Here is a 17,134-nt window from a genome sequence, read left to right as displayed (position 1 = left end):
TTCCGCAAGCGGAATTCTAAAAGCGGGTCAATTCGCGCTTGCGCGAATTGCGAGCACCCGCGCAAGCGCGGGTGCCGAGGCTGGCAGCAAGGGGAGGTGCATCGCGCGCGGGCCTGTGTAGGGCTTGGGGTTCCTGCCCATCACCCCTGCAACGAGAGTGACGGACTGTCGGCCTGACGGGGTGCCGGCCCCACCGCAGTGACGGGCTCCGCTGCGCTCCACCCGAACCCTCCCCCATTCTCGAAACCTGCCCGCTCACGTTCACCAATACCCCGCCAGCATACCCTATGAACCGTGCGAACGGGGCGGGATTCAGCCAAGTATCAACCTACAGGGGGAAGCTGCGGTATGGGTGATGCATCACAGGTGCTGACTGTGTAGAGTCTGGGCCCATACACCACCACCCCGGCCCGCCAGTCACCGCGCCGGACTCTCATTCCTATTACGCGCCGCATTCCGCGAAAAGGAGAACACGAGAATGGCCGTGAAACTGCGTGAACACCAGATTGAGGCCGTAGCCGCCATTGTGCGCGGCCTCGATATCCCGCCGGGCGGCATTCCCTGGAATGGTCTGCGCGGGCAGGTGCACGCCGCGTGCGGGACGGGAAAGACCATCATCGCGGCGGCCTCCGCGAAGCGGATTGTGCCCAAGGGCCGCATTCTCGTTGTGGTGCCGACCCTGGATCTCCTGACGCAGACCGTGAAGGCGTGGAGCGAGGCCGGGCACAAGGGGCCGGCGGTCATGGTGTGCTCGCCCCTGGACGACCCGGAGCTGTGGCACCTGGGGGTCCGGAGCACCACGAACCCCGTGCAGCTGGCCCTGTGGCACAGCGCCGGGCCGGTGACCATCTACGCCACCTACGCGTCCCTGGGCGTGCTGGTGGAGGCGTTCGAGGGCGCCTACGGGCAGAAGCTCGCGCCGGTGGACCTGGCGGTGGTCGATGAGGCGCACCGGACCAGTGGGTCGATGGGTAAGGCGTGGGCGGACATCCACGATCAGACGAAGATCCCGGCGCACCGCCGGCTGTACCTGACGGCGACGCCGCGGATCTGGGAGGAGCGGCTGAACCGCGAGGTCGCCGAAGGGGTACGCGATCGGCTGCCGCGCGAGATGGCGGCCTCCATGGACGACGAGAAGGTCTTCGGACCGGTCCTCTACAAGCTCTCGCTCGCGTCGGCCGTGTCGCGGAAGCTGCTGGCGCGGTACCAGATCATCGTCCTGGAGCTGAAGGACCCGGTCGTGACGCCCGAGCGGCTGATGGGCGAGGAGCGGCACACCGAGGAGGTCCGCGGGCAGCGCCTGGGCGCCCTCCAGGCTGCGCTGCTGCACACCATGGAGCAGCACAACCTCCAGACCTGCATCACCTTCCACCACCGGACCATAGAGGCCGCGGCGTACGCGGAGGGCCTGGAGCACGTGGCCAAGCGGCTGCACGCCGACCGGCCCGAGAAGTACCCGGCGGAGATCTGGGCGGACTGGCTGTGCGGCGAGCACGTCCCGGAGCGTCGGCGAGAGGTGCTGGGGAAGTTCGGCTCCACCGCCCGGCGGGCCGTGCTCTCCAACTGCCGCGTCCTGGGGGAGGGCGTGGACATCCGGGCCGTCGACTCCGTGGCCCTGCTGGATCCCAAGGGCGCGCCGCACGACATCGTGCAGGCCATTGGCCGGGCTCTCCGTCAAAAGCCGGGAGAGGGAAAGCTTGCCTCTTTGATCGTTCCGGTATTCCTTCAGCCAGGTGAGCAGCCGGAGGACATGTTCACCTCGGGCTCGTATCGGCCCTTGGTGAAGGTATTGGAAGGTCTGCGCGCTCACGACGAAGAGGCAATCGAGCTGCTTGCGATCCCTCAGGAGCCGCAGAAGGACATCGCGCAGCCGTCCGAGTACATCGGCACTCCGCCCGAGGAGGGCGAGGAAGAATCCCGTCTCCTGCTTCGGTTTGCCGCACCGCGTGACCCGGTGATGGTCGCCGACTGGGTCAGCTTCAACGTGATCGACACGGAGCGGCAGGACTGGGCGCGCGGCTGGACGAAGCTCAAGGACTTCGTCGAGCGTGAGGGCCACGCCCGGGTGCCGTACGAGCACAAGGAGGGTGCGTTCCCGCTCGGGCAGTGGGTCGCGGAGCAGCGACGGGCGTACGGGGCGGGGCAGATGAACGGCCGGCGCGCGGCGCGGCTGGAGAAGCTGGGCATGGCCTGGTCGGCGGCCGATGCGCGGTTCCAGGAGAACCTGGCGGCGGCCCGCGTGTACTACCAGGAGCACTGGACGCTGTGTGCCCCTCGGTCGGCGGCCGCGCTCGACAAGCCGGTCGGGCAGTGGCTGTCCAACCTGCGCCGTCCCGGTGCGCTGGACGGGCACCCGGAGTGGGAGGCCGCGCTCCTGGCCGTGGACGAGGACTGGAACCCGGTGTGGTCGACGGAGTGGCAACGGCACTACGCCGCGCTCCGCGAGCTCGTGCGCGACGAAGAGAACCTGGAGGTCCTGCCTGGGTTCACGGTCCACGGGATGGACGTGGGGAAGTGGCTGGCCCGGCAGCGGAAGCCCGAGGTGTGGGCTGCCCTGGCGGAGGGTCAGCGCGAGCGCCTGGAGGCCGTCGGCGTCACCCCGCTCCCGGTGACCGTGCTTCCGGAGGCCTCACCCCGGGCCGCGGCGGAGCTGGCCGCGTCCGCGGAGGCGTCCACGGCGCCCGTGAGCGCCTTCGAGAGGGGCGTTGCGGCCCTGGCGCAGTACAAGGCCCGCACGGGCTCCCTGAAGGTCCCCAGGGCACACGTAGAACAGTTGCCGGACGGGACGGAGGTCAAGCTCGGAGTCTTCCTGTCGAACACCAAGTCCAGGCGCGCGAAGCTGACCGTCGACAAGCTCGCCACGTTGGCCGGCCTCGGGCTGGAATGGGCTGCCACGGGAGGAGCGGCGTGATGAGCACGGGCGAGCACGAGGCCGGGGAACAGCGGGGGCAGGACGCCGTACGTCGGCACACCCGCACCAAGGTCTTCTACGATCAGGCCGTGGCGGAGGGCGACCCGGACCGGCTCGCGGGGCTCTGTGCGGGCAAGCACGGCCGCTGGAGACAGATCTGAGTGCTGCCTGACGGGCAGTGGAGGAACCGCACGGGGGTCTCACCGCGGCCGGACCGCGCCTGGATCGGGAGCGCGCCAGACGACGAGGCCCGTGTCGTTCGAGCGTGGCCCGGCCGTCTCTGGGACGGCCAGGCCACGGTGGTTTGAGCGGCTGGGTGTGATAGCGCTGCGACCGGCCGCCTGGTGACGCCTTCGTGCTGTGCTCAGCGCACGAGTACGACCGAGTTGATCGGCGTCATGTTGTACGGGGCGGACTCGCCCACGCCGCGCGCCATGGCGGAGCACCTGCCGCCGTTGTAGTCGTAGCAGACCTGGAGGCCGGCGCCGCCCGTCTGGTTGTTCACCAGCACGCGGTTTCCGGTGACGTTCGAGAGGTTGTGGGCGCCGTAGCTGTAGAAGATGTTCCTGCTGAGGATGCTGCCGTTCGTCTCGCGGATACAGACCGCTCCGGACGGGCAGGGTGTCGCCGCTGAGGCGCTGGGAGCCGCGGTGAGCCCTAAGGTCGCCAGAGCCAGAGCCCATACCCGCCCCAGTCACAGCCATTTTGCGCATTTTTCCCCCTGTTGTTGTGATGTCCCTGTCTGGGGCACCTTGCGCGTAAAGAGTAGCGATCGACAGTCACGAGGCACCAGCAGATGCCGGTAAGTCGGCTTATTACGTGCGATGTTGGGGCGTGCGGGCTCTATGAACCGAACGGCTTACCAAAGGACCGATTCGGACAGCGCAAACCCATACCGGGCCCCAGGAACGTCATGGCTGATCGCCCGGGTGCCGCTGACCCGGGTCAGCGGCACCGCGCCCAGGGCCTACACGCACTGAAGTGCGATGCCGTGGGCCCGGACGCTGTGGCATCGCACTGGTGTGCGTGTAGGCCCTGGGATCTTCGGGCCGCTCCCCCTCCGCCAACTACGGCGCGGCCGGAATGGGTTCGGTGAGGCGGTCCAGCCTGGTGTAGAGGGCCTGTATGAGGCGGGCGCGGTCCTGGGCTCAGCGGGCGGTGCCTTCCGGTGGGGTGGCGGGGCAGGGCTGCGGCGGTCGTCCCCGGCCGCCCAGGAAGGTTCGGGGCGCGGCACTGGGCCTGTCTCGTGGGCGGGTTGGTCTGTGCGGGGTGCCGGCGGTTCGCGAAGTGGGCGGAACGGGTTCACGATGTGCCCGGCAGGGCGGCATGATCGGGGGATGTTCGTGTTACGGGAGCGCCGGTATCCGCGTAAGTGGCAGGTTGTTCAAGTTGTTTGTGGGGTGTTGATCGCGGTGTGCGTGGTCTTCGCCGTTTGGAACATCGCCCGTGGCAAGGAGACCAAGGCTGTCGATGTTGCGACTCTTCTTGGTGTTCCGATCGGTGTGACCGGTCTGGTGGTCGCGGTCGTGGCGTTGCGCAGGCCGGTTGAGGACGGTGGTGCGGGGCTCGCGCGCGAGCATGCGAAGGCACTGGCCAAGCGGGTCCTGGACAGTGAGGGCGCGGTGCGGCGGCAGTTGCTGGGGGACGACACTCAGCGCATCAATGTGGCTTTTGTTCTGCATTCCGCGGCTGAGCGGGCTGCGGCGGCTCCGTCGGCCGGGCTTACGTTCGCGGACGGTCCGGCTGGTTTGCCGGATGTTCTGGACTACTACCGTGCCACCCGGCCCAGGCGTCTGGTGGTCACCGGGGCTGCGGGGGCGGGCAAGACGGTTCTGGCCTTGGAGCTCATGCAGGCTCTCATCGAGGGCCGTTCCGAGGGTGATCCCGTCCCGGTGCGGGTCCCGCTGGCCCACTGGGACACCGCCCAGCCTCTGAAGGCCCTGCTGGTACGGCGTCTGATCGACGCCTACGGCTTACGTGCCAAGGCGGCTGCCGGGCTGGTGGCTCACGGGATGGTTCTGCCGGTCCTGGACGGGCTGGACGAGATGGACCCCTTGCATGCGGACGGCACCCCCGACCCCGAAGCGCCCCGTGCGCGCGCGGCCCTGGAGGCGCTCAACGCCTACCAGAGCGGCCGTGAGGCGGGCCCGCTCGTCCTGACATGCCGCACCGGCCACTACGACGCGCTCGCTCCCGTGTCCCGGCTGATCGACGCCGCCCGCATCGCCATCGCCCCCATCGACACCCGCAACGCCGTCACCTATCTCCGCGCCCGGGCCCTGGACAGGCCCCGCTGGCAGCCGTTGACCGACCACCTCGAAGCCCAGCCCACAGGCCCGCTCGCCACCACCTTGTCCACGCCCTGGCGACTGTGCCTGACCGCCACCGTCTACCACCGCGACGGCAACCCCTCCGAACTCCTCCACCACACCAACGGGCACGACCTCGACCAGCACCTCCTGGCCCGCTACCTCCCCGCCGCCACCACCAACACCCACAACCCCCGCGGATACCGGCCCGAAGACGTCCACCGCTGGCTCCACCACCTCACCAAACACCTCACCGGCACCACCACACGCGCCCCGGCCACCGACCTCACCCTCCACCACCTCTGGCCCCTCGCCGGCACCACACGCACCCGCATCACCGACCTCCTCCTCACCGCCTTCCCCATCACTGCCTTCCTCGCCGTCCTCAGCCTCGGCTTCCTTGGGCCGACGACGGTATACGATCTGGTCCTCTGTCTCACGTTTGGTGCGTTCGTTGTCGCCATCACTTTTCGCCCCACGCCCAAACCCAAGCGTCTCCGCGTTTCCGCTACCTGGGAAACTCTCCGGTACGGTTTCAAGACCAGATTCTGGGCCGGATTCAAGATCTGGTTCGTCGTCGGATTCGCAGTCGGCTTCACGTTCCGCGTCACAACCTACAACGCGATTGAAATAAGGAACTTGACCTCGCCCGCGATCACGCCCGGGCTCGTGTACGGGATAACACTCGGCATCGGGACTGGCCTCATCGGAGGATTCGTGAGAGGGCTGGCGGGTGAGTTCGCAGACGGGTTCAAGGCCTGGTTCAAGGGTTGGTTCGCTGGCGGTTTCATAGCGAACCTCGTATTCGGACTCGACGTGTTCGGGTTCGCGGAAAGGTTCGGTTTCGAGGACGGGTTCGGGATTATCAGCGCGCTCGGGCTTGGTTCCGGGCTCGCGCTCGCGCTCGGGGTTGTTGGCGGACTCGCGGGTGGATTCATGCGCGGGCTCAGAGCGGAACCAACCACCGTGGCCAACCCGCAGAAAATCATCCGCGACGACATAATCTACGGACTCTCAATCGGCCCCCTGGCCGGACTCCTATCCGGACTCCTATCCGGACTCATGAGCAGCCCCGTGGACGGATTCATGGTCGGAAGCATGGTTGGGATTGCGGTTGGGCTCGCGAGCGGCCTCGCCGGCGCGACGCGGAGGTACGGGGTGTTCTTGCTGTGCTCACGCGGCAAGCTCCCCTTCCGCCTCGGTGTGTTCCTCAACTGGGCCGTCACTGCCGGTCTCCTCCGCTACAACGGGCCCAGCTACCAGTTCCGCCACCGCGAACTCCAGCAATGGCTCAACCAGCACCCCCGCCCCTGAAACTCGACACCGGGCACACGCGCCGCCGCAGCCCCGTGACCCGCTTCGGCGGCGGCTTCCTCGCGGGCGACGTCGTCGGCGTGGCAGGTGCCTTCGCGGGACCTGTTTCCGGCGCGGGGGGTCAGCAAGCGAGCCCGGCCCGGCACCACGCGTCCACGACCTCGTCGTACGCCGTGCGCATGGACACGACGTCGCTGCTGCCCACGGCCAGGTGGGTGATCAGGGTGCTGGCCGCGGACAGGTCGAGGGTGAGCACCGTGAGGACCATCGTCGTCGTCCTGGTCAGGGTGGGCAGGTTCGTACTGTGGGCCAGGTCGAGGTAGTACGCCAGCTGGTCGGTCAGGTACGCGGCGGCAGGATCGGCGGCAGAGGCCCGGACCAGTGCGCCGTGGCAGGCCCGCATCGCCTCCAGCCGGTACCCGGGCACTACGGTCACGCACACGGCTTCGGAAGCGTCCGCGGTGGCGCAGTCACCGACCAGATCGGCCGCGGTCTCCCAGGTCACCGGCGGCAGCAGACACTCGGAGCCGGGAGCGAATGCACGGGCGGTCTCCAGGGACTCCCTGACCAGGTGCACGGCGTCCCTCCACTCCTCGCCAACGGGCAGGAGGACGGGGCGGTCGTGGTTGATGTCCGGCGAGGGGGTCATGGAGGCAAGGTAGAAGGCCAGTCCGGGGAGGGAGTCACTTCCCGGATACCTGCCCACGGAGCACCTTCCGGGTGCTATGCCCGCCCCGTCCTGTTCTTGGCAGTACAAGACCGTCCCGCCGGACGACGCCCACGGCGGGTCCGGTTCCCACTCGTGCGAGTGGAACCGGACCCGCCGACGAACCGCGATGAGGGCGGACCTTGTCGCTACGGTCATGAAACCGATCGACGAGCAGCACATCGCTGAACCAGGCCTGGTGGTGCTGGATATCACCGCCGGGGACGAGGGGACCGTCCGCGCGGTCATGGCCGCGCTGGAGGAACGCTGGGCGACCTCGGGCATCAGCCTCGTGTGCCGGGAACCCGGCGCGCCAGGGGTCCGGGCCCGGGTCTACGCCGACATCCTGCGCCCAGGGCGGCAGTAGCCGGGCCAGGGTCCGGGAAGCCCGGCCGCGGGCTCAGCCGCCGTTCGGCACAACCTTCTCCGGGGCTGGCTCGATCTCCAGCCGGTCCAGACGTGTGTAGAGCGCCTGGACGAGGCGGGCTCGGTTCTGGGCGCAGCGGGCGGTGCCGCGGATCGGTGCGGAGAGGCGGTTGTCGGCTTCGCGGAGAACGACTTCGGCGAGAGCGCCGCGGCCGTCGCCCTTGGGGAGCGTGGCGGTGTGGCGGCGGATGTCGGCGGCGACGGCGCGGGCGTGGCCGGTGAGCTGGAGGGCGATCTGCGCGTAGTCACGGGGTGCGAGGGCCGGGTTGGTCCAGGCGAGGACCGCGGTGACGAGCGCTTCGTGCGGGGCGCGGTCGAGCGGGAGGTCCGCCTCGATGAGGCCGTGGGGGTCGTGGAGCACGGTGTGGCAGGCGGGCGGCTGAATGCTGGGAGGTTGCGGTGCGGAGCTGGCGGGTGTGGGTGCGCTCATGGGCACCGCCTCCGTTGCTGGTGCGTCGGTGTCGTTCGACGCTACGGAGACCGCCGGTCGTTCCTCAACGAGATTGCGGGAGATTGCGGAACTTCACTCCAGCGTGTTCATCGCGGCCTGGATGAGCGCGCGGGCGTCGTCGCCGTAGACGGCCATCTCTGCGAGGCCGGCGAAAGCTTTCGCGTAGTCGGCGACTTCACGCGGCTGCGTCACCTTGATCTCCGCCGTCAGCGTCTCCACCACGGCGCTGGTGTCGTCGTGGACGTAGAAAGCTTCCAGCGGCCACACGGTGCGCTGCGCGGTGAAGGGGATGATGCCGAGCGAGACGGAGGCGAGCGGCATCACGGCCAGGAGGTGGCGCAGCTGCCCGCGCATGGCGTCGGGGTCGGCGGTGCGGTAGCGCAGGACGGACTCCTCGATGAGGACGACGTAGAGGTGGCCTCCCTCGTAGAGGAAGCGGGAGCGGGCGACCCGGGCGGCGACGGCTTCGGCGACGTCGTCGGGGGTGCCCTGGAAGCGGGTGATCTGCTGCATGAGGGCGGTCGCGAACGCCGGGGTCTGGAGGAAGCCGGGCGGGAGGTTGGAGACGTAGACCCGGCAGTGGCGAGTCTGTTCGTGCAGGGCGTACCAGTCCTGTTGCACCTGGCGCATGCCGCCCTGGTGCAGGCGACGCCACTCCATGTACATCGAGTCGACGGCGCGGGCGGTGGCGATGAGGTCGTCGGCCTGGTCGTCGGCGCCGCAGGCCGTGCACCAGGTTCGGATGTCCGCGTCCGAGGGCAGGACCGCGGCCTTCTGGATGCGGGTGGTCTTCGCGGGGTGCCAGCCGCACCGGGCGGAGAGCTCGCGCCCGGTGAGGCCGGCGTCCTTGCGCAGGTGCAGCAGCCGCACGGCGAGCGCCTCACGGGCCCCTTGAGCGCTGGAGGATGGAGAGGCGGTCGTCATGAGGTGGCGGCCCTTGGTGCGTCGGTCAGATGCGGTAGTCGGTGTGCTCGGTGGCCAGGTCCCAGACCGAGCGGAACGCCTCCGCGCACAGCTTGATGGCCTGCGGGTCCTCGGTGTGGTCGGGCTCCATGGCCTCACCGTCACCGGAGAACAGGTTCCAGCGCACGACCTGGTCGTCGATGAGCCAGAAGTCGTTGCCGGGCAGGGCGAGGGCGGAGGCGTGGCGGCGGGGCAGCCAGCGGACCTGTTCGCCGGCGCGGAGGTTGGCGTCGGTGATGGCGTGCTCGAAGCGGATGTAGTCGGTGACGGGCTCGGACACGATCCGGGCCCGGCGGACCTTCACCCCGCGGGAGACGGTCCGCTCCACCAGCGGCAGCCAGCCGCCCCAGTACTCCGAGTCGTCCGCGGGGACGGTCCCGTCGCGCAGGAAGGTGTCGTAGACCTCCCGCTCCTCTCCCACGGCGTAGACGTCGCGGAGTTCCAGGTGCAGGGCGTGGGTCTGGGCGGAGTCGAGCAGGTCCTCAAAGCTGGGTGCCGGCGGCCTCTGCGGCATCGCACGCCTTCCTGATCTGCTCCACCATGCTGAGCGGGATCCGGACGATCCCTTCGTCGTCTGCGGGCGGGCTGTCCTGACGGCAGGTGGCCCGGGTCGCCGCGTCGGCGGACTTGCCCTGCAGAACCAGTTCCGGTCCCCGGGCGGTGTCGGTGTCCACCCACACCGCCGGGCAGTTCCCTCCGCCCGAGTTCGGGTCGGTGCCGAAGAAAAGTAACGCCATGGTCCCCTCCGAAGCGAGGCAGTTGCGCGTAGTTGCGCATCTGACCGTCCCGCGCGCAGCGCCCTCGGTCAAGACGGCCCCCTGGTCTGCGCCGAAGGCCAGGCTACGACCGGGTCACTCGGGGGTTCCCAGAGGCCGTCACCTTGTCGGTGACGGCCCCAGCGCTCGTTAGCCCTGATCAGCTCGGCTCGTCGGAATAGAACGGCCCGGACCTGTTGATCACCTTGCTGGTGTTCTGGTCGATGTGGTTGACCCACTCGGAGATATGGGAGTCCACCATCTTGTGGGTGGTGGTGACCCGGTCGAGGTCCCCGCCGAGAAAGCCGGCGCGCAGCAGCGGGTGCTGGTCACCCTGTTCAAGTTCGCGGTCGAGCCACTGGGATGCCAGCGGACGGTAGTCGCCGCGCGTCCCGGAGACCAGCAGGTGCGGCGTGGCGATGTAGTTCCCGGCGTCCTCCTGGACGAACAGGCGCAGGTACTCGAAGCGCTCCCATGCCTCGGTGAAGGCGTTCTCGTTGGCCACCACGTGCCCGGTGAAGATGGGCTTGAGGTACTTGTGTACCCGTGCTGCGGAGGTGCGCAGGCCGAGAACCGTCTCGGGCCCGAGCAGGGCCGCCGCAGGCATGTCGACCCTGCGGATGATGTCCTGAGCGCGAGAACCGGTGAGCAGACGGGCCACCAACGGCCAGCGCTCGGCCGCGACGGCGGCGACACCGGCGCTGTGCAGAAGTAGGGTGGCCGGCGCACGGCGCAGGTCGTTGAGCGCCCTCTGGCCGGTGCCAGTGCCCCAGGTGATACTTGCGAGGCGCTCGACGTCGGCGAACCAGTACCGGTCGGTGGTGTCGTTGCCCCAGTAGGCGGTGACCGCGGCGAGAGCGGCCAGCGTCTCGGTCTCAGCCTCCCACTCAGTGAGCCGTCGATCGTGCTCAGCCCCCAGCTCAGGCTGGGGGACGTCGGCGGTGGCCGTGCGCAGCGGGTGGTCGGCGAGGCGGGCGGCTTCGCGGCGCAGGGTGTCGTGGAGGTTGATGGCTGGGCCGTCGCTGCGCAGTTCTCGCTTGGCGGTGGCGATGGCGGTGGCGATGTTCTGGGGGTTAGCGCGGTTGCGCTCGGCGAGCGCGGTGACGGCGTCGGCGGTACGGGTGAGGAAGCGGTCGGCGCCGGCCGCCACGTAGGCGCCCTGGCGCTGTTCGAGGAGCTCGGTGGCGGCGGTGGAGAGGGGGTAGGGGTCGGCCCAGTAGGTGTCGAAGCGGCGGGTGGGACAGCGCTTGAGGGCGTTCACCAGGGCCGGGTCGTACTTGGCAGACCATCCGGCGATGATCAGGCCGTACTCGTCGAAGACCTGGTCAAGGAGCTTGTCGACCTCCTGCTCGTACTCCATGAGTTCCTCGGGGGTGTTGCGCATGCTGTCCGGGTCGAGGTAGTCGCCGTGAAGATGGATGACCACACCCTGGCGCTGCGCATGCAGGGGAATCATCCCGGTCAGGTCGGACGGGCGCCTGATGATGGTCGGGCGCAGCCCGGCCTCGCGCAGGGCGTCCTCGATGAGGTGGTCGAAATTCAAGGTGATGATCACCCTGATGTGCCCGTCGGCGACAAGGCGAGCGAGAGCGCGGTGCGCGTCCGCGGGCTGCTTGATGCCCTGCTCGCGCTCGGTCTCGTCGGGCTCGAAGTAGGAGCGGAGCAGCGCCTGGCGCCCGCTGGTGGTCCCGGAGAGGCCGGCCAGGAGGGTGTCGTAGGACGGCTCGCGCTCGAAGCGCTCCAGGTACCAGTCGTACGGGCCATCGTCTCCGTCGGGGATCTCCACGCCGTCGACGCTGGCGATCTGGCGGATCAGGTCGCACTGGACACCCCAGGCGGAAAGCATGCCGGCCGATACAGAAGCCCCGGCGCCGAGCAGCACCGCGTACCCCCCGGGTACGGCCTGCAGGCCGAGTGCAAGATTCACATGAGGTTCCATCGACGGATCGACCACGGCACGCCTCCTTGGGCACGCGGGAGTAAAGCGGCCGGAGTTGACCACCCATCACCAGTTTACGTCAGAGCGACGAAAAGGGTGGCTCTCCCTTACTCACCCCCTGCGGCAGCACCTCTGTCGATATGGAACCCGGCATCGCCTCGGAACTGCCGCTGGACTGGCCCGTGCACGAGGACGTCGCCCGTGCCGTGCTGACGTGATCCGACCCCGCCGCAGTGCGGCCCGCGCGGCCGCCCACGACGTCCGCGCGCTCGTGGCCGGGCTGCCCGAGGACGACCGCCACCGGCCACTCGCCGAGCTCGTCGTGGACCAGACCGAGGACTGCCTCGCCCGGCCCCCACGCGACCTGCACCGCGTCAGGGACCGGGCCCGTACGCTGCGGGCACTGTACGAACGACTCGACCGACTCCAAGGCCCCGGACCGTTCCCCACGGAGACGACCGATCCGGCGTCCGCTTGACCTCGCCCGGAGCCGCCTCCCTCGCCAGCTCCGGGCGACCACCACGAAGTTCCTGCACCCGCCGTGAACCAGCGGGTGCAGGAACTTCTCCTGTCGGTCAGTCCTTCTCGGTGTCCGTGGCGGTGGCCCACGCGGCGGCTTCGGTCTCGCTCAGGTGCAGGACCTGCGTGAGGTGGGCGGTGGAGCGCTGCACGGTGTGGAAGCGGCCCGGGTGGGTGCTGGCCTTCGGGACGGTGGCGATCTGCGGGACCGCCTGGCCCCAGGTGGTGGTGGTGACCCGCCCCAGGAGCACGGTGGAGAACTGCTCGCGTCCCAGCGCGGCACTGTAGCTCTGGGCGCCGGCGAGGATGTGGATGCGGGCCTCGCGCCCGGCGAAGAGGACTTCCTCGTACGCGTCGACGGCCGGGGAGGTCTTCGGCTCGCCCGCCTGGCGGACCTTGTCCCAGTGGCGGGCCAGCTGGCGCAGGGTGGGGCCGGCGGACTCGAACACCACCGCCAGGTACGGCAGGTCGGCGGTTTCGCCGTGCTCGTCGACGTGGCGCGTGAGTTCGACTCGGAGGCCGATGAGGGCGTGGTGGATGTCGGCGATGTCGCTGCGGTACGTCACCCCCGGCAAGCCGTGCGCCCACGTCTGGGAGATGCGCTTGGTGTCGAGGACCAGGACGTCCCCGCCGTGGTGCAGGAACTGGGCGGCCAGGGTGCGCAGGGCGGTGGAGGTGCCGCCGCCGGAGGCGGAGCAGACCAGGACGTGCGGCGATTCGTTGTCCAGGTCGACGCCGAGCGGCTGCCCGTCCGTGCCGAGGCCGATGAGGACCTGAGAGGCGGGCAGCGCTTCGAGCTGCTCGCGAACGCCCGGGTCGGTGAGGCGCACCTGCTGCGGGACGGTGCTCTGCTTGGTCTTCCACATGGCGGGGTGTTCCTTTTCTGTGCTGTGCCCGGTGAACCGGGTGTTCTCCGGGCGGGGTGGTGTCGGCTGGAGCGGCCTGGGCCGTTCAGTCGAGGTCGGTGGTGCCGGTGGCGGCGCGGGGCCGGTTGCGGGCCCACTTCTTGAGGTCACCGGCGCGGTAGAGGAGTTCAGTGCCGCGCTTGTCGACCGGGGTAGGGAAGGTCGGGTCGTTGGCGCGGGCGAAGCGCAGCGCGGCCAGGGTGATGCTGGGCAGGTAGTGTTCGGCGGCCTGGCGCAGCCCCACCACCTGGTCGTCGTCGACCGGGGCCGCGGGCGTCGGCGGCGGCGTGGTGTGATCCGTGGGGCCGCCCGGGTCAGCGGTGGGGGCCGGGGTGTGGCTCCAGGTGTCGGCGAGCGCGTCACGGTCAACGTGCGGCTCGGCGGCGGGCGGGGGTTCGGCGGCGGATGTGGACCAGGCGTCGGCGAGGGAGTCGGCGGGCGGCTTCTGCAGTTGCCCCGGGCCCGGCTGTGCGCCGGATGCGGGCGGGGGCGTCTTGCCGGTGGTGGCCCACTCGCGGGCTTCGGTCTCGGTGAAGAACAGGATCTGCGTCTCCCGCGCGTTGCCTCCGTTGACGACCTGGGCGCGCCCCTGGTGCTTGGTGGACTTCGGTGCCGGGTGGACTTCCGGGGCGAGCATCCGCCAGGCGTTGACGCTGTAGCGGGCCAGGATGCGGGTGGAGAACTGCTCGCGGGCCTCCGGGCCGCCGAGGGCGCGGGCGGTGGCGGACTGCGCGACCAGGAGTACGTGCATGCGCAGCTGGCGCCCCATGTAGAGGATCTCGTTGAGCGCGTCGACGGCCGGGGAGACTTTCGCGTCGCCGGGCTCGCGGGTCTTCTCCCAGTAGCGGGCGAGCTGCTTCATCGTCGCGTTGACCTCTTCGAGGAGGATCAGGATGCGCGGGCCGATGTCCTTCGGGTCGGCGTCGATGCCCAGGTCGTCGGCGACGCGGGTACGGCGCCGGCCTTCGATTCCGAGGGCGATGAGCTGGTCGTGGATGTCGGCGATGTCGCGGCGGTAGGTGACGCCGGGCAGGCCGGACGCCCACGGGTGGGAGATCCGCTTGGTGTCCAGGACGAACACGAGGCTGCCGTGGTGGAGCATCTGGCAGGCGATGCACCGCAGGGTCACCGACTTCCCGCCGCCCGTGCTCGCGTTGACGAGGATGTGCGGGGACTGGTCGTCCAGGTCGACGGTGACGATCCGCCCGGCGGAGCCGATTCCGATGACGGGCGCGGACTCCTTGGCGGCGGCCACCGCCTCGCGGACCTTGGGGTCCTTGAAGGCCGCCCTGGCCGGGGGCTTGCGGGTCTTCTTCACCGTCACGTACGTCTCGCGGCCCGCCAAGTGCCAGGAGAAGGTGACGCCCTGAAGGGCGAGCTTGGTGGTGATGATGTCGACGACCAGGTCCTTGGAGAAGTCCAGACGGCCCGGCACGTCCACGCGGATCACCGCGTCGTCCTCGCTGAAGTTCCGCGGGATGTGGAGGTAGCGGCGCGGGTCGGTCTGCTCCGGCAGGCGCAGCGGCAGCGCGAGGGCTTCGTGCAGCGGGAGCACCCACTCGCGCATCAGCTCCCGGCGCTTGCGGGTCAGCGCGAGGTAGGCGGCGGTCGAGACGGCCGCGGTCGACGCCGCGGCGATCCCGGTCTGCTCCAGCGCGGCGAGCGCGGGATCCGGGTCGGCCCATATCTCCTGGGCGGCGGCGACGGTGGCGTCCTGGTGGACCCACCCGGCCTGGTAGCCGCCCCCGCCGATCGCGGCGAGCGAGCTGATGCGGAAGGTCAGGCGCTTCCACCCAGCCCGGTATGAAGACCGGGAGACGCGGCCTTCCACCTTCGGCAGGACCCTCGTGCCCGAGCGCCAGAACGTCGCGTCGGTCCGCTTCACCCCGTCCAGCGGCCGTCCGGCCAGGAACCGGCCGATGCCGAACGCCACCGACTCCGCGGTCTCTTCCACCTGCTTGTCGAACTTCGTCTGCGCCACGGCGGTCCGCCCTTCGTTCTGGTTGTGCGTGCGGGCGTGACAGAGCCGTGGAAAGCGGACACCGACGCTCGGACGTAGAACGTAGAACGGTTCACCTGTGGATAGAGCGGGCGTACCGGGAGGAAAGACCACCACTAAACGGCGCGAAGTTTGATGTAGCGGCCTGCTGGGCGACGTACACCGTGAAATTCGGTGGTCCGATCCAGCCGAGACGGATGGATCGAGCCCTACCAACTCGCTGAGTAGCTACGGTGGTTCGATGTCCTTCGATGAAGCTTTCGTGTCCGATGCGATGCAGGCCGACGCCCCAAACGGAGTGATCGTCAACGCTCTGCGCTGGGAGATCCTCAACGACTGGATTCAGTACCAGCGCGACAACACGTTCGAGGACAAGACCGCTGAGGGTTCGTACCGGTGGGGCTTCGTGAAGCGCGACACCGGCTCCGAGTCACTGAAATGCCTGTGGGCCAAGCACGAGCGCAACTACCCCATGTTCGCTGAGGCGATCTGGCTCCTGCACCGGGAATTCAGCGAGGGCGCCGGGGCGGACCACCACCTGCTCTTCGCGAACGTCCCGGTGATCCCGGCTGACGTTCTGTTCCAGAAGATCGCCAGCTGCTCCGCGCTGGTGCACCGCAAGCTCACCGAGGACCAGATGGTCGCGATCCTGCGCAAGGCACCGCAGGACTACAGCGGCATGGCGTAGCCGCGGGCCCCGCGCCATGAGCGCCGGTCAGGGTGTGTCGCCGGAGTAGTGGAAGCGGCACACCACACCCGGGCCGGCGGCAGGGCGCGGGGCGTCGGGGAGCGGGTCGTACAGCGCCCGGCCGCCGGGCCACCGCCCCAGCTCGGTCACCAGGGCAACGCCGTCCTCGATCTCTTCCGGCCGACAGCCCGTGATGTCGAGCAGCAGGCCGTCCCGCGGGCCGCCGACCAGCGCGGCGTACGTCTGGTGCGGCAGCGGGCCGGGGTTGGGGCCGTCGTGATCGTGGCCGTACACCCGGCCGCGCAGCAGCTGCTCGTCATCGGCGTTCATCCGGCCAGCGTCCCAGCCGCCACGGACAGCGGAAGGCCGGCGGCGCACGATAGTCCGAGCCCCTCCCGCCAGGCAGGAGGGCTTGGCAGGGGCCTCCCGCCCGGCGGGCGTCAGGCGCAGGGCAGCCGGTCGGAGATGGGCCACTCGATACGTACCCCGCGCCGGATCAGCGCGATGAAGCTGTCGGCCCGGCGGACGGGCAGCTGCTCCTGGGTGAAGCGGCGCAGCGCCCGGTGCACGCCGTCGCGCAGCTGGCCGTCGGTCAGCGTGGGCGCCTGCTCCTGGAGGTCGTCGAGCAGCTGCGCGGCGCGGGCCGCGCGGGACAGCGCGGCATCCGCGAGCGGTCCTTCGGCGAAGCCGTCGCGTACGGACAGGCCGGGCTCGATGAAGGTCATGGTGGCGTTCCTCTCCGCCCGGCCACGCGTGGTCTCCCGGGTGGAGACGCGGTCGCGGGACCGAGCGGGCGGGAACGTAGAGGACCGAGTCCGTTAGCGTCGCGTCCTGGCCGCCGGTCTCGGGCAACGAAGGACACCTCTTCCCCACGGCCACTGGGTGGGAAAGACACCTCATGCAGTTAAGCCGTCAAGTTGACCTTGGTCAGCCAGCTGAGAATGCGGCCATCAGAGTGTCCGCCCGGGCTTCCAGTTCGGGCGTCAGCATTCCGTTCACGGCCACCATGAGCTCATCGCCGCCAACCGCGCGGGCAAGGCGAACCTCGACCTGGCGATGCTTTCCGATCAAGGGGTACGAGTACCAGCCGTCAGGCTGGTCGTCGTCGGTTGCCTCGACCGCGAGAGCGACCGTCTCCCAGTCGGTGGCGTCGAACTCGTAGCCCACGTAGTGCGACAGCAACTCCAGGAACGACCGCAGGTTGCGCTCCCAAATCCACCCACCGATATCTGCCATGGCTCCCCCTCCG

18 protein-coding genes are annotated in these 17,134 nt (G+C 69.5%); 6 read left to right on the top strand and 12 right to left on the bottom strand.

What is annotated here, in order from left to right:
* The first annotated feature begins 478 nt into the window (after window positions 1-478).
* Both ACF08W_RS31750 and ACF08W_RS31745 read left to right on the top strand, forming a co-directional pair.
* Window positions 479-2,911, top strand: a complete 2,433-nt coding sequence (locus ACF08W_RS31750) for a Helicase associated domain protein (RefSeq protein WP_392281418.1) — start codon at window positions 479-481, stop codon at window positions 2,909-2,911.
* Window positions 2,911-3,072 carry a hypothetical protein gene (locus ACF08W_RS31745; RefSeq protein ID WP_392281417.1) on the top strand — a complete coding sequence of 54 codons (162 nt, stop codon included), beginning with the start codon at window positions 2,911-2,913 and terminating at the stop codon, window positions 3,070-3,072. The genes ACF08W_RS31750 and ACF08W_RS31745 overlap by 1 nt, the downstream gene beginning before the upstream one ends.
* A gap of 203 nt (window positions 3,073-3,275) precedes the next feature.
* Here the strand turns inward: ACF08W_RS31745 and ACF08W_RS31740 are convergent, their stop codons facing one another.
* Window positions 3,276-3,416: a hypothetical protein gene (locus ACF08W_RS31740; RefSeq protein ID WP_392281416.1), complete on the bottom strand. Its 141-nt coding sequence runs from the start codon at window positions 3,414-3,416 to the stop codon at window positions 3,276-3,278.
* A gap of 895 nt (window positions 3,417-4,311) precedes the next feature.
* Here ACF08W_RS31740 and ACF08W_RS31735 point away from each other — a divergent pair.
* A complete protein-coding gene (locus ACF08W_RS31735; protein ID WP_392281415.1) occupies window positions 4,312-6,534 on the top strand; it encodes an NACHT domain-containing protein in 2,223 nt (740 codons plus the stop codon).
* A gap of 121 nt (window positions 6,535-6,655) precedes the next feature.
* Here the strand turns inward: ACF08W_RS31735 and ACF08W_RS31730 are convergent, their stop codons facing one another.
* Entirely contained in the window at window positions 6,656-7,183 is a 528-nt protein-coding gene (locus ACF08W_RS31730) for a hypothetical protein (RefSeq protein WP_392281414.1), read from the bottom strand.
* Window positions 7,184-7,397: 214 nt separating this feature from the next.
* Between ACF08W_RS31730 and ACF08W_RS31725 the strand changes: the two genes are divergently transcribed.
* Window positions 7,398-7,607, top strand: coding sequence for a DUF6207 family protein (locus ACF08W_RS31725; protein ID WP_392281413.1), 210 nt, complete (start codon window positions 7,398-7,400; stop codon window positions 7,605-7,607).
* Between the two features lie 33 nt (window positions 7,608-7,640).
* Here the strand turns inward: ACF08W_RS31725 and ACF08W_RS31720 are convergent, their stop codons facing one another.
* From ACF08W_RS31720 to ACF08W_RS31700, 5 genes are all read right to left on the bottom strand, one after another.
* Window positions 7,641-8,096: a restriction endonuclease gene (locus ACF08W_RS31720; protein ID WP_392281412.1), complete on the bottom strand. Its 456-nt coding sequence runs from the start codon at window positions 8,094-8,096 to the stop codon at window positions 7,641-7,643.
* A 93-nt stretch (window positions 8,097-8,189) separates the two neighbouring features.
* Complete coding sequence (locus tag ACF08W_RS31715) at window positions 8,190-9,041, bottom strand: helix-turn-helix domain-containing protein (protein WP_392281411.1); 852 nt, start codon at window positions 9,039-9,041, stop codon at window positions 8,190-8,192.
* Window positions 9,042-9,066: 25 nt separating this feature from the next.
* Complete coding sequence (locus ACF08W_RS31710) at window positions 9,067-9,594, bottom strand: DUF6879 family protein (protein ID WP_392281410.1); 528 nt, start codon at window positions 9,592-9,594, stop codon at window positions 9,067-9,069.
* The gene (locus ACF08W_RS31705; RefSeq protein WP_392281409.1) at window positions 9,563-9,817 is read right to left on the bottom strand and encodes a hypothetical protein; all 255 of its coding nucleotides are present in this window, start codon (window positions 9,815-9,817) and stop codon (window positions 9,563-9,565) included. Before ACF08W_RS31705 ends, ACF08W_RS31710 begins: the two co-directional genes overlap by 32 nt.
* A gap of 178 nt (window positions 9,818-9,995) precedes the next feature.
* Window positions 9,996-11,762 (bottom strand): SIR2 family protein, encoded by a 1,767-nt coding sequence (locus ACF08W_RS31700; RefSeq protein ID WP_392281408.1) that lies wholly within the window; start codon window positions 11,760-11,762, stop codon window positions 9,996-9,998.
* A gap of 226 nt (window positions 11,763-11,988) precedes the next feature.
* Here ACF08W_RS31700 and ACF08W_RS31695 point away from each other — a divergent pair, with 226 nt between their 5' ends.
* Window positions 11,989-12,252: a hypothetical protein gene (locus ACF08W_RS31695; RefSeq protein WP_392281407.1), complete on the top strand. Its 264-nt coding sequence runs from the start codon at window positions 11,989-11,991 to the stop codon at window positions 12,250-12,252.
* 97 nt (window positions 12,253-12,349) lie between these two features.
* Here the strand turns inward: ACF08W_RS31695 and ACF08W_RS31690 are convergent, their stop codons facing one another.
* Together ACF08W_RS31690 and ACF08W_RS31685 are read right to left on the bottom strand one after the other, a co-directional pair.
* A complete protein-coding gene (locus ACF08W_RS31690) occupies window positions 12,350-13,159 on the bottom strand; it encodes a hypothetical protein (protein WP_392281406.1) in 810 nt (269 codons plus the stop codon).
* Between the two features lie 85 nt (window positions 13,160-13,244).
* Entirely contained in the window at window positions 13,245-15,179 is a 1,935-nt protein-coding gene (locus ACF08W_RS31685) for a pRL2-11 (protein WP_392281405.1), read from the bottom strand.
* A 280-nt stretch (window positions 15,180-15,459) separates the two neighbouring features.
* On the opposite strand from ACF08W_RS31685, the gene ACF08W_RS31680 reads away from it, so the two are divergent.
* Window positions 15,460-15,885, top strand: a complete 426-nt coding sequence (locus ACF08W_RS31680; protein WP_392281404.1) for a hypothetical protein — start codon at window positions 15,460-15,462, stop codon at window positions 15,883-15,885.
* A 27-nt stretch (window positions 15,886-15,912) separates the two neighbouring features.
* Here ACF08W_RS31680 and ACF08W_RS31675 read toward each other — a convergent pair whose 3' ends face one another.
* From ACF08W_RS31675 to ACF08W_RS31665, 3 genes are all read right to left on the bottom strand, one after another.
* Entirely contained in the window at window positions 15,913-16,215 is a 303-nt protein-coding gene (locus tag ACF08W_RS31675) for a hypothetical protein (protein ID WP_392281403.1), read from the bottom strand.
* Window positions 16,216-16,325: 110 nt separating this feature from the next.
* Window positions 16,326-16,610 (bottom strand): hypothetical protein, encoded by a 285-nt coding sequence (locus ACF08W_RS31670; protein WP_392281402.1) that lies wholly within the window; start codon window positions 16,608-16,610, stop codon window positions 16,326-16,328.
* A gap of 202 nt (window positions 16,611-16,812) precedes the next feature.
* Complete coding sequence (locus tag ACF08W_RS31665; RefSeq protein ID WP_392281401.1) at window positions 16,813-17,121, bottom strand: hypothetical protein; 309 nt, start codon at window positions 17,119-17,121, stop codon at window positions 16,813-16,815.
* Window positions 17,122-17,134: the final 13 nt, after the last annotated feature.

The sequence above is a fragment of the Streptomyces sp. NPDC015144 genome (genome assembly GCF_043079735.1).
Lineage (GTDB): Bacteria > Actinomycetota > Actinomycetes > Streptomycetales > Streptomycetaceae > Streptomyces.
This window is presented reverse-complemented; position numbering and strand designations above follow the sequence as displayed.

Bases quoted from the DNA above. Each gene is read 5' to 3' on its own strand.
- ACF08W_RS31750 (WP_392281418.1), top strand. From the start codon at position 479: ATGGCCGTGAAACTGCGTGAACACCAGATTGAGGCCGTAGCCGCCATT.
- ACF08W_RS31745 (WP_392281417.1), top strand. From the start codon at position 2,911: ATGAGCACGGGCGAGCACGAGGCCGGGGAACAGCGGGGGCAGGACGCC.
- ACF08W_RS31730 (WP_392281414.1), bottom strand. From the start codon at position 7,183: ATGACCCCCTCGCCGGACATCAACCACGACCGCCCCGTCCTCCTGCCC.
- ACF08W_RS31725 (WP_392281413.1), top strand. From the start codon at position 7,398: ATGAAACCGATCGACGAGCAGCACATCGCTGAACCAGGCCTGGTGGTG.
- ACF08W_RS31720 (WP_392281412.1), bottom strand. From the start codon at position 8,096: ATGAGCGCACCCACACCCGCCAGCTCCGCACCGCAACCTCCCAGCATT.
- ACF08W_RS31715 (WP_392281411.1), bottom strand. From the start codon at position 9,041: ATGACGACCGCCTCTCCATCCTCCAGCGCTCAAGGGGCCCGTGAGGCG.
- ACF08W_RS31710 (WP_392281410.1), bottom strand. From the start codon at position 9,594: ATGCCGCAGAGGCCGCCGGCACCCAGCTTTGAGGACCTGCTCGACTCC.
- ACF08W_RS31705 (WP_392281409.1), bottom strand. From the start codon at position 9,817: ATGGCGTTACTTTTCTTCGGCACCGACCCGAACTCGGGCGGAGGGAAC.
- ACF08W_RS31690 (WP_392281406.1), bottom strand. From the start codon at position 13,159: ATGTGGAAGACCAAGCAGAGCACCGTCCCGCAGCAGGTGCGCCTCACC.
- ACF08W_RS31675 (WP_392281403.1), bottom strand. From the start codon at position 16,215: ATGAACGCCGATGACGAGCAGCTGCTGCGCGGCCGGGTGTACGGCCAC.
- ACF08W_RS31670 (WP_392281402.1), bottom strand. From the start codon at position 16,610: ATGACCTTCATCGAGCCCGGCCTGTCCGTACGCGACGGCTTCGCCGAA.
- ACF08W_RS31665 (WP_392281401.1), bottom strand. From the start codon at position 17,121: ATGGCAGATATCGGTGGGTGGATTTGGGAGCGCAACCTGCGGTCGTTC.